Annotated in this window: 12 protein-coding genes and 2 pseudogenes; 6 read left to right on the top strand and 8 right to left on the bottom strand. The window is 72.3% G+C overall.

The genetic code is table 11. The features are described 5' to 3' along the window. A pseudogene (locus tag G3I65_RS28175) lies at window positions 1-290 on the bottom strand (molybdopterin molybdenumtransferase); the annotation flags it as partial. Continuing rightward, a complete protein-coding gene (locus tag G3I65_RS28180; RefSeq protein WP_160698789.1) occupies window positions 287-1,192 on the bottom strand; it encodes a UTP--glucose-1-phosphate uridylyltransferase in 906 nt (301 codons plus the stop codon). The gene G3I65_RS28180 and the pseudogene G3I65_RS28175, both read right to left, overlap by 4 nt. A gap of 24 nt (window positions 1,193-1,216) precedes the next feature. Between G3I65_RS28180 and G3I65_RS28185 the strand changes: the two genes are divergently transcribed. From G3I65_RS28185 to mscL, 4 genes are all read left to right on the top strand, one after another. Next, window positions 1,217-1,807, top strand: a complete 591-nt coding sequence (locus tag G3I65_RS28185) for a 5-formyltetrahydrofolate cyclo-ligase (RefSeq protein WP_160698790.1) — start codon at window positions 1,217-1,219, stop codon at window positions 1,805-1,807. A gap of 86 nt (window positions 1,808-1,893) precedes the next feature. Continuing rightward, window positions 1,894-2,193 carry an FmdB family zinc ribbon protein gene (locus G3I65_RS28190; RefSeq protein ID WP_125312452.1) on the top strand — a complete coding sequence of 100 codons (300 nt, stop codon included), beginning with the start codon at window positions 1,894-1,896 and terminating at the stop codon, window positions 2,191-2,193. Window positions 2,194-2,324: 131 nt separating this feature from the next. Beyond that, window positions 2,325-2,951, top strand: a complete 627-nt coding sequence (locus G3I65_RS28195; protein ID WP_160698791.1) for an SAF domain-containing protein — start codon at window positions 2,325-2,327, stop codon at window positions 2,949-2,951. 30 nt (window positions 2,952-2,981) lie between these two features. Then, window positions 2,982-3,395: a large-conductance mechanosensitive channel protein MscL gene (mscL, locus tag G3I65_RS28200; protein WP_160698792.1), complete on the top strand. Its 414-nt coding sequence runs from the start codon at window positions 2,982-2,984 to the stop codon at window positions 3,393-3,395. A gap of 6 nt (window positions 3,396-3,401) precedes the next feature. Here mscL and G3I65_RS56560 read toward each other — a convergent pair whose 3' ends face one another. Both G3I65_RS56560 and G3I65_RS28210 read right to left on the bottom strand, forming a co-directional pair. After that, on the bottom strand, window positions 3,402-3,884 hold the full coding sequence (locus G3I65_RS56560; RefSeq protein ID WP_203612530.1) for a hypothetical protein: 483 nt from the start codon (window positions 3,882-3,884) through the stop codon (window positions 3,402-3,404). Between the two features lie 7 nt (window positions 3,885-3,891). After that, complete coding sequence (locus G3I65_RS28210) at window positions 3,892-4,392, bottom strand: molybdenum cofactor biosynthesis protein B (RefSeq protein ID WP_072476233.1); 501 nt, start codon at window positions 4,390-4,392, stop codon at window positions 3,892-3,894. A 122-nt stretch (window positions 4,393-4,514) separates the two neighbouring features. On the opposite strand from G3I65_RS28210, the gene G3I65_RS28215 reads away from it, so the two are divergent. Then, a complete protein-coding gene (locus G3I65_RS28215; protein ID WP_160698793.1) occupies window positions 4,515-5,615 on the top strand; it encodes an NAD-dependent epimerase/dehydratase family protein in 1,101 nt (366 codons plus the stop codon). On the opposite strand, the gene G3I65_RS28220 is transcribed toward G3I65_RS28215, so the two are convergent. Beyond that, on the bottom strand, window positions 5,573-6,337 hold the full coding sequence (locus G3I65_RS28220) for a nuclear transport factor 2 family protein (RefSeq protein ID WP_160698794.1): 765 nt from the start codon (window positions 6,335-6,337) through the stop codon (window positions 5,573-5,575). The genes G3I65_RS28215 and G3I65_RS28220 overlap by 43 nt on opposite strands. A 63-nt stretch (window positions 6,338-6,400) precedes the next feature. Between G3I65_RS28220 and G3I65_RS28225 the strand changes: the two genes are divergently transcribed. Further along, entirely contained in the window at window positions 6,401-7,372 is a 972-nt protein-coding gene (locus G3I65_RS28225; protein ID WP_160698795.1) for a YafY family protein, read from the top strand. Here G3I65_RS28225 and G3I65_RS28230 read toward each other — a convergent pair. The 3 genes and pseudogenes from G3I65_RS28230 to G3I65_RS28240 form a co-directional block, all read right to left on the bottom strand. Further along, window positions 7,369-8,418 carry a sensor histidine kinase KdpD gene (locus tag G3I65_RS28230; protein ID WP_160698796.1) on the bottom strand — a complete coding sequence of 350 codons (1,050 nt, stop codon included), beginning with the start codon at window positions 8,416-8,418 and terminating at the stop codon, window positions 7,369-7,371. The two genes, G3I65_RS28225 and G3I65_RS28230, sit on opposite strands and share 4 nt — an antisense overlap. Beyond that, window positions 8,415-9,116 carry a response regulator transcription factor gene (locus G3I65_RS28235; protein WP_160698797.1) on the bottom strand — a complete coding sequence of 234 codons (702 nt, stop codon included), beginning with the start codon at window positions 9,114-9,116 and terminating at the stop codon, window positions 8,415-8,417. The genes G3I65_RS28230 and G3I65_RS28235 overlap by 4 nt, the downstream gene beginning before the upstream one ends. Before the next feature lie 10 nt (window positions 9,117-9,126). After that, window positions 9,127-9,858 (bottom strand): annotated as a pseudogene (locus tag G3I65_RS28240) (hypothetical protein); the annotation flags it as partial.

Consider the following 9,858-nt stretch of genomic DNA (forward strand, 5'->3'; position numbering starts at 1 on the left):
GCCGCGATCTCCCCGACGACCGGCAGCTGCACCGGCTCCTGCCCGGCGGTGCGCACGTCGACGCTGCGCACCGCGTACCCGTCGATCGCGGCCTGGTCGAACCCGGGCAGCGCGTGCTCGGCGACGACCTCCTCGGCGCAGAGCAGGCCCTGGGCCTCGGAGATCGCCACCCGCACCGGCCGGGGCCGGACGGCGGCGTCCAGCGTCATGGAGATCTGCGCGTCGACCGAGCGGAACTCGGCCTCCTCCTCGGCCACTTCGGGCCGTGCCGCGTCGAGGGATTCCGTCATGGGCGATCTGTCCCGATCCGTTCCGTCAGCCACGCCCGTAAAGATGGACCGTACTCGGGCGTTTCAAGCGCGAAATCGACCGCGGCGCGCAGGAAACCACCCGGATTCCCCAGGTCGTGGCGTCCGCCGCGGTGAACGACGATGTGCACCGGGTGCCCCTCGGTGATCAGCAGCGCGACCGCGTCGGTCAGCTGCAGTTCGCCGCCGCTGCCCGGCGTGATCCGCTTCAGCGCGTCGAAGATCGCCCGGTCGAGCAGGTAGCGCCCGGCCGCGGCGTAGGTCGACGGCGCGTCCTCCGGCTTCGGCTTCTCGACCATCCCGTGCACGCGCTTGACGTCTTCGTCGTCGGTGTCGCTGACGTCGAACACGCCGTACGGCGAGATCTCGGCCTTCGGGATGTCGAACGCGCAGAGCACGCTGCCGCCGTGCTCGGCCCGGACCGCGCTCATCCGCTCGAGCACGCCGGTCGGCAGCACGAGGTCGTCCGGGAGCAGCACGGCGACGGCCTCGTCGTCGGGCGTCAGGTTCGGCTCGGCCTGCGCGACGGCGTGGCCGAGGCCGAGTGCCTGCTCCTGGATCGCGGTCTCGACGGCGAGCAGCGCGGGCCCGCGGCGGACCTTTTCGAGCAGCTCGTCCTTGCCCTTGGCCTTGAGGTTCTCCTCCAGCTCGGGCTGCGTCTCGAAGTACTTGACGACGGCTTCCTTGCCCGGCGAGGTCACGATGACCAGGCGTTCCGCCCCGGCGGCGGCGGCCTCGGCCGCGACCAGCTCGATGCCCGGCGTGTCCACCACGGGCAGCAGTTCCTTGGGCACGGCCTTCGTCGCCGGGAGGAACCGTGTCCCGAGGCCGGCGGCCGGCACGATGGCGGTTCTGAACGTCTGGGTGGTTGCGGCGCCCGTCATGGGCGCAAAGCCTAACGTGAGGTCATGCACGCGCTGGGCAATGAGCACCTGAGCAAGGCGGAGTGGCGTGACCGGCTGACCCGCGCGCGGGCGGACCAGACCGCCGAATCGCACGCCCGGGAGGCATCGGCACTGGTCAGCGCGGTGTCGAAGGTCACATCCGGCACGGTGTGCGCGTACCTGCCGTTCGGCACCGAACCGGGCACGGCGGCGCTCGTCGACGCGCTCGCGGCCGGCGGCGCGCGCGTGTTGCTGCCGGTCATCGTGTCGCGGACCGATCCGCTCGACTGGGCCGAGTACACGGGCGAGGCCGATCTGGTGCCGAGCCGGTTCCGCGGGATCCGCGAACCGGGCGGAAAACGCCTGGGCAGCGAGGCTGTCGGGGCGGCCGGGCTGATCTTGGTGCCCGCGCTGGCCGTCGACCACCGGGGCATCCGGCTCGGCCGGGGCGCCGGCCATTACGATCGCTCGCTGGTGTTCGCGGCGCCCGGTGCGGTGCTGCTGGCCGTCGTCCGGGACGAAGAGCTGGTCGAACGGCTGCCGGGGGAACCTCACGACGTGCGCATGAGCGCGGCCTTGACGCCCGGTCGAGGCGTGCTCGAGCTGCCGATGTGAGCAACGAGGAATTGCCTTCGGGGAATGCTTTCAAGCACAATTGGGTTAGCACTCTGGTCGGATGAGTGCCAGCAAAGGAGCCGTCAGTGCCTACGTACCAGTACGCCTGCAAAGAATGCGACCACCGGTTCGAAGCCGTGCAGTCGTTCTCGGACCCGAGCCTGACCGTCTGCCCGCAGTGCTCCGGCACGCTGCGCAAGGTCTTCAGCTCGGTCGGCGTCGTCTTCAAGGGCAGCGGGTTCTACCGCACCGACTCGCGCGACTCGAAGAAGTCGAGCACCGCCGCGACGCCGGCGAAGTCCGAGACCAAGACGGAGTCGAAGTCGGACACGAGCTCGGCATCTTCCTCCTCGGGTACGACGAAAACGACCGCCGCGGCCTCCTGAGCCGCGGAGTTATCCACAACACCCCGGTTGTCCACAGGTGCCGGACGAGGCCCTTCCGGCGGCCCGTCCGGCTTCCCTAACGTCGATCTCGTGCGGCAAGCCGTCGCACCCGATCCGACCGAGGGGGCACCGTGGACGCACTGGCGAGGTTCCACCCACCCGACTTGTCCCGGCTGCGAGGCCGGCGGACGCGGCTGATCCGCCGCTGGCTCGCCGCCTGCCTGCTGCTGGCCGGCGCGTTGCTGTGCGCCAACCCCGGTTCCGCGCGGGGCGCACCGGCGAAACCGACCGTCGTCGCCGCGCACGACCTCCCCGCCGGCGCGGCCTTGCGCGCCGCCGACGTCCGGCTGGCCGACTTCCCCGACGACGCTCGTCCTTCCGGCGTGCTGAGTTCCCTCGACCTCGTCGACGGGCGCTCGCTGGCCGGTGCCGTTCGCGCCGGCGAGCCGTTGACCGACCTCCGGCTGGCCACCATCCCCGTTCCGGGTGATCCCGGGACGTCGACCGTGCCGGTCCGGCTGGCCGACGCCGCGGTCGCCGAGCTCCTGACGCCGGGCAGCCGCGTGGACGTCGTCGCGGCGCCGGAGGCGGGCGCACCCGCTTCTGTGCTGGCAGGCGGGGCCACGGTGGTGACGATCGGGCACCAGGAGCCGTCCGCGGCGAAGGGACCGCTGGTCCTGCTGCGGCTGCCGGAGGCGATCGCGACGAGGGTAGCGGCGATTTCACTGGAGCACCCGGTAACGGTTACTCTCCGCTAGCCCCCACCAGCCCGTCCTCGAGGAGAGCAAGTGTTCAAGGGTTTCAAAGACTTCCTGATGCGCGGCAACGTCGTCGACCTCGCCGTCGCGGTGGTCATCGGCTCGGCGTTCACGGCGATCGTCACGGCGTTCACCAACGGCCTCATCAAGCCGCTGATCAGCACGATCGGGGGTACGGACGCCGCCAAGGGTCTCGGCTACCAGATCTTCGCCAACAACGAAGCCACGTTCCTGGACTTCGGCGGCGTGATCAACGCGGCGATCAACTTCGTGCTGGTCGCGGCGGTCGTCTACTTCGTGATCGTGCTGCCGGTGAAGCACGTGCAGGAGCGGCGCAAGCGCGGCCAGGAGCCGGGCCCGTCCGAGCCCACCGACGTCGAGCTGCTCACCGAGATCCGCGACCTGCTGCGCGCCCAGGCCCAGCGCGACAACAGCCGCGACTGACCCCGCTCAGCGGTCGTGGTGCGGTGGCCGGTTCTCCCGGTACCAGTCGTCCGGGAGACCGGTGCGCCGCTCGGGGTCACGCTCGTCGGAGGTCGTCTCGGGCAGGACGTCCCCGAAGATCTCGTCGACCCGGCGGCGCCGCTCGCTGCTGGTCTGGGGTTTCCGCTGTTCGCCCGGCATGACCCCAGTGTCCCACGCCCTGTTCTTTGACAACTCCAGAGCGAACGACAGACGGCGTGCCCGCACCTCGTCCCGCCACCCGCGGATCTGTTCCTCGCTGTGCAGGAAGTCCGCTCCCGGCCCGTGGGTGAGGTCGATGCCCCCGAGCAGTTCGAGCGCCCACAGCTGATGCTCGTCGAGATCGACCTGACCGCCGAAGTCGTCGCCGAGCCACTTCATGGCCCAGCGGTCAGCCGCGTCGCGGCTGATCCGCCCGGCGAGGACACCGTCGAACCAGGCCTCGATCTCGCCAAGGTCCGGCCCGGTCAACTGTGGATCAGACCTCTTCGAGGCCCGAAAGCTCGTCGATCACGTGCGGAACGAGCGAGGTCAGCGTCGCCATCCCATCGCGCACCGCCGACCGCGACCCGGCGAGGTTGACCACCAGCGTGCTGCCGGACACCCCCGCGAGCCCCCGCGAGATCCCGGCGTCCACCGCGCCGGCGGCCAGGCCGGACGCGCGGATCGCCTCGCTGATCCCCGGGATCGGGCGGTCGAGCACACCGGCGGTCGCGTCGGGCGTCCGGTCGCGCGGCAGCACGCCGGTGCCGCCGACGGTGATCACCAGGTCGGCACCACCGATCACGGCCGTGTTGAGCGCGTTGCGGATACCCGCGGTCTCGGCCTCGACGACCACGACGCCGTCGACGATGAAGCCCGCTTCTTCGAGCAGCTCCGTGACCAGCGGGCCGCTGGTGTCCTCGTGCTCGCCGTGCGCCACGCGATCGTCCACGATGACCACGAGGGCCCGGCCCAGCCGTTGTGCACTCCGTTCCATGGCGCCCACCGTAGTCGGTTTCGGCCACCCGGCGGCGGGAGGTGCCGGGTGAGTTCTGACGATCCGGTGACGTGACCGCGCAGCCCTCGGCAAGCTCGCATACGGCCCCCTAGCGTGGCCGTGTGCGCGTACTGGTCACCGGCGGAGCCGGGTTCATCGGATCACACATCGCCGACCTGCTGGCCGATGGCGGTGACGACGTCGTGGTGCTCGACAACCTGCTCCCGACGGCGCACGGTTCCCGCACCCCGCCGGCGTACACCGGGCGGCACCGGTTCCTGCGCGGCGACGTCACCGACACCGAGATCGTCGCGGAACTGCTGGACGGCGCCGACGCGGTGTGCCACCAGGCGGCGGTGGTCGGGCACGGCGTCGACCCGTCGGACGCGCCGTCCTACGCCCTGCACAACGACTACGGCACGGCGGTGCTGCTGGCCGCGATGCACGCGGCGGGCGTGCGGAAGCTGGTGCTGGCGTCGTCGATGGTCGTCTACGGCGAAGGCCGGTACGCCTGCCCGGACCACGGTGTGGTGCCGCCGTCGCCGCGCCGCGCGTCCGATGTGGACGCCGGCCGCTTCGAGCCGCGCTGCCCGTCCTGCGGGGCCGAGCTGGCGTGGCAGCTGGTGCCCGAGGACGCGCCGCTGAACCCCCGCAGCACGTACGCGGCGACGAAGCTCGCGCAGGAACACCTGGCCGGCGCGTGGGCCCGGCAGACGGGCGGCAGCGTGTGGGCGATGCGCTACCACAACGTCTACGGCCCGCGGATGCCGCAGAACACCCCGTACGCCGGGGTGGCGTCGCTGTTCCGCTCGTCGCTGGTGCGCGGCGAAGCCCCGCGGGTGCTGGAGGACGGCCGCCAGCAGCGGGACTTCGTCCACGTCCACGACGTCGCCAGGGCGAACGTCCTGGCGCTCAGGACGGCCGGCCCGGCGGGCGACCTCACCCCGGTGAACGTCTGCTCCGGCACCCCGCACACGGTGGGCGAGCTGGCGGTCGAGCTGGCCAGGGCGTGCGGCGGCCCGGCACCCCAGGTGGTCGGTGGCGCCCGCGCGGCCGACGTCCGCCACGTGGTGGCCGACCCCGCCCGCGCCCGCGAGCTGCTGGGCTTCACGGCGGAAATCGGCTTCGAGAAGGGCATGGCGGACTTCGCGACGGCGGAGCTGCGCGCCCCGGTCCAAACTCAACCGGCGAACGCCTCTGCGACGGAAAGGCTGTCCTCGTAGACGTGGTACCGCGTGATCACGCCGTTTTGGACGGTGAGGTGGAGCGCGCAGCGAGCCGAGTAAGAGCGGCCGGTGGCCCGCACTGTCTGGCGGATTTCGCCGAGCACCACGGCGTCCCGGCCCTCGACGAGGGTCTTCGGCTTCGGCCCGCCCTGATCGCCGGGGCGGTGGAAGTCGTTCAGCTCGCGGAAGTGGCCGGCGACGTCGGCGCGCGTCGACCGCGCCCGGATCCACGGCACCGCTGGATGCCCTGCCTCGGGCCAGTCGAGCCGCCAGTCGACGGCGTCGGCGAACAGTGCGGCGATCCGGTCCGGGTCGCCCTCGGCCAGCCGGGTAAGGAACTCGGCCACGACCGCCCGGGTGTCCGCTTCCGCGCCGGTGAACTGGTAGTCGCGCCGGATCCGGCCGTCCTGGCCGAGGAAGAGGAAAACGGTGCCGCTCCACACCGGCGCGCCGCCCGTGGCCGGGACCATGTGCGTGGTGAACGTGACCGCGTCGTGGTGCGAGACGCGGTCGTCCGCGGCGACGAAGGCGAATTCGCCCGTGGCGACGAACTGGTCGTACGCGCCGGTGATCCGGGCCTCGAGGGCGTCGTACCCGCAGTGTTCGGCGGTTTCGGTGTACTCCGTGCTGTCCTCGGCCCACAGTTCGGTGATGGCGGTGCGCCGCGCGGCGGGATCCGGCTCGTTCCACACCGCCGCGTAGCGGTCGATCAAGGTCATGGCCGGACGCTAACGCCGGTTCCCTGACACCTTCTGTCAGTGGATCCGGGCAGACTCACGGGCATGCGCGCAACCCGTCTGGTGTCCCTGCTGTTGCTGCTGCAGTCCCGGAACCGGATGACCGCGCAGGAGCTGGCGGACGCCCTGGAAGTCTCCGTCCGGACCGTCTACCGGGACGTCGAATCGCTCGGCGCCGCCGGCGTACCGGTGTACGGGGAGCCGGGCCACGACGGCGGTTACCGGCTGCTCGACGGCTACCGGACCCGGCTCACCGGGCTCACCGCGGACGAGGCCGAGGCCCTGTTCCTGACCGGGCTGCCGACCGCGGCCGCCCAGCTCGGCCTGGCCGCCGAGACGGCCACCGCGCAGCTCAAGCTGATGGCCGCCCTGCCCGCCCAGCTGCGCGAGCGCGCGGGCCGGGTCGCCGACCGGTTCCACCTCGACCTTCCGCCGTGGTACCTCGGCACCGAGCCGATCCCCCACCTGGCGCCGATCGCGGCGGCGACGTGGGAGCAGCGCAGCGTGCGGATCCGCTACGAGCGTTGGGCGGAACCGAACGAGATCACCCGGACCGTCGAGCCGCACGGGCTGGTCCTGAAGGCGGGGAACTGGTACCTCGTGGCCCGTGGGGAGGAGCGCTTCCGCACCTACCGAATCTCCCGGGTCCTCGACGTCGACGTCCTCCCGCAGCGGTTCGAGCGCGCCGAGGGCTTCGACCTGGCGTCGCACTGGGAGAGCTACCTCGAGCACTTCGACCGGCGCCGGCACCGCGGCACCGCGGTCCTCCGCCTCTCGGCCCAGGGCCTGGAGCGGCTGACCCAGCTGCTGGAGCCCGCCGTCGCCGCGGCCCGGAAGACCACGGCCGGGCCGGACGCGGTGGGCTGGACCGAGGTCGAGATCCCCGTCGAGTCGGTCGAGGCCGCCGTGCCCGAACTGCTCAAGCTCGGCGCCGACGTCGAAGTGCTCGCGCCGGCCGAACTCAGGGCCGCGGTGGTCCGGACCCTGCGGGCGATGAGCCGGACCTACGGCCTCTAGGGCATCGCCAGGGGCAGCCGCACCTCGAACCGGCAGCCCGGCCCGTGGTTGTGCACGCCGATCTTCCCGCGGTGGGCCTCGACCAGGCCCTTGGCAATGGCCAGCCCGAGCCCGCCGCCGCTGGTCGTGCCGCCGCGTTCCGGCGTCCTCGCTTGCGTCCCGCGGAAGGCGACGTCGAAAACGCGGGTGATCTCGTCGTCCGGGATGCCGCCGCACGAGTCGTCGACGGCGAGCAGGGCTTCGTCGCCGTCGACGCCGATCTGCACCGCGACCGTCCCGTCCGGCGGGGTGTGCCGGATGGCGTTGGAGACCAGGTTCCGCACGATCCGGGCCAGCTCCGGGTCGCTCCCGGCCACCACCGGCCAGGTCGACGCGTTGGCGAGCACCCGCACGCGCTTCCGCTCGGCCACCGGAGCCTGCGCGGCGACCGCGTCGCTGACGACGTCCTGCAGCGGCACCGCGGACATGGTCAGTTCGAGGGCGCCGGCCGTGATCCGCGAAAGCTCGAACAGGTCGCCGACCATCGCCGACAGCCGGGTGGTCTCGCCGGTGATCCGCTGGGCGTAGTCGGCGACCTCGTCGCGTTCGGACACCACGCCGTCGGCCAGCGCCTCGGCCATCGCCTGGATGCCGGCCAGCGGGCTGCGCAGGTCGTGGCTGATCCAGGCGACCAGCTCGCGGCGGGACGCCTCGGCCGCGCGTTCCCGTTCACGCGCTTCCCGCTCCCACACGCTGCGGCGCGCGACGGCCCGGCCGAACACGATCGCCGCGGGCACGGTGACCAGGGCGACGAGCAGGCAGACCAGCAGCATCGTGGTCAGCGCCGGGGTGAACATGAACCCGCTGATGCCCAGCACGCCGACCAGCGTGGCGACCACCGGGATCAGCACCAGCACGGTGAGCGTGGTGGCCAGGGAGCCGCGGCGCAGCACGTAGAGCACCACTCCGCCCAGCGCCGCCACCGGGAGCGCGAAGAGCAGCGCGACCGGCAGGATGTGCCAGAGGTGGGTGACGATCTCGTCGAAGGACTCGCCGGGTTCGATCACGGCTGCTCCCGGTCGTAGCGGTAGCCGACACCCCACACAGTCGCCACCCGGGCCGGCTTGGCCGGGTCGCGCTCGATCTTTTCGCGCAACCGTCGCACGTGGACGGTCACCGTGGACTGGTCGCCGAAGTCCCAGCCCCACACCTTCTCGAGCAGGTCCGCGCGCGAGAAGGCGACGCCGGGGTGGGCGAGGAAGAACGCCAGCAGGTCGAACTCCCGCGTGGTGAGCGGCAGTTCGACGCCGCCGAGCGTCGCGGTGCGCGCGTTCATCTGCAGGCGCAGGTCGCCGTCCGCGAGAACCGCGGCGGGCGGTTGCGGGCGCGGCATCCGCGCGCGGCGCAGCACGGAGGCGACGCGCAGCGCGAGTTCCTTGGGGCTGAACGGCTTCGTCACGTAGTCGTCGGCGCCGAGCTGCAGCCCGGCGATCCGGTTCTCCTCCTCGCCGAGCGCGGTGAGCATGACGATCGGCACCTGGCTGACCTGGCGCAGCCGCTTGCACACCTCGAGGCCGTTGATGCCCGGCATCATGACGTCGAGGACGACGAGGTCGGGCTCGTGGGCGGCGAACTTGGCCAGCCCGTCCGCGCCGTCGCCTGCCTGGTCGACGGTGAACCCGGCCACCTCCAGGTAGCGGCGGACGACGTCGCGGACCGTCTCGTCGTCGTCGACCACGAGCACCCGCCCGGCCTGATCGTTCATCACGTCTCCCTCACCAGCCGGTCAGCAGCAGGTGGTTGACCGCCAGCGCCGTCGCCGCCTGCGCGGCCAGCCACCACCGGCGTCCGGGCCGCGGCAGCAACGCCGTCAGCGGCAGCAACCACACCCCGAACGGTAGCCAGATCCGTTCGGTCTCGGCCTTCGACAGGCCAGAGACGTCGGCGAAGACGATGGCGAGCAGCGCGGCGGCGCCGAGGAGCAGCACCGGATCGGAAAGCAGGCCACGACCCGCGCCGGCGACGCCCCGGCGGAGGGCGGCCACCACCGCGGGACCGAGGGCGACGGTCACCGCGGCCAGGTCCGCCCACACCCAGTACGAATAGGGCCGGACCAGCGCGACGCCCTGGTAGTAGCGCTCGACGACCAGGTGGTAGCCGTCGAGCCACCAGAAACCCGCCCAGGCGAAGAGGCCGACGACGACTAGCGCCCCGGCGATCGCGAGGGCCGCCGCGCGCCATTGCCGCGCGAGGACGGCCACGGCCACCGCGAGCAGGCCGAGCAGCACCAGGCCGTAGGAGAGGAAGATGCCGAAGCCGAGCAGGAGCCCGGCGGCGACGCCGGCCGGCACGGCGTACCGGCGGCCGTCGGTGAACCCGCGCGCGGACAGCGCGAGCAGTGCCAGTCCGGTGGCGGTCACCCCGGCGAACAGGCCGTCCGCGGACACCCCGATCCACACCGCGCCGGGGGTGAGGACGGCGAACGGCAGCACCGCGCGGGCGGCCTC

It is taken from the genome of Amycolatopsis sp. SID8362 (assembly GCF_010550475.1).
In the GTDB taxonomy this organism is placed as follows: Bacteria; Actinomycetota; Actinomycetes; order Mycobacteriales; family Pseudonocardiaceae; genus Amycolatopsis; species Amycolatopsis eburnea.

Coding starts and splice junctions, on each gene's coding strand:
- G3I65_RS28180 (WP_160698789.1), bottom strand. CDS start 1,192: ATGACGGGCGCCGCAACCACCCAGACGTTCAGAACCGCCATCGTGCCG.
- G3I65_RS28185 (WP_160698790.1), top strand. CDS start 1,217: ATGCACGCGCTGGGCAATGAGCACCTGAGCAAGGCGGAGTGGCGTGAC.
- G3I65_RS28210 (WP_072476233.1), bottom strand. CDS start 4,392: ATGGAACGGAGTGCACAACGGCTGGGCCGGGCCCTCGTGGTCATCGTG.
- G3I65_RS28220 (WP_160698794.1), bottom strand. CDS start 6,337: ATGACCTTGATCGACCGCTACGCGGCGGTGTGGAACGAGCCGGATCCC.
- G3I65_RS28225 (WP_160698795.1), top strand. CDS start 6,401: ATGCGCGCAACCCGTCTGGTGTCCCTGCTGTTGCTGCTGCAGTCCCGG.
- G3I65_RS28235 (WP_160698797.1), bottom strand. CDS start 9,116: ATGAACGATCAGGCCGGGCGGGTGCTCGTGGTCGACGACGACGAGACG.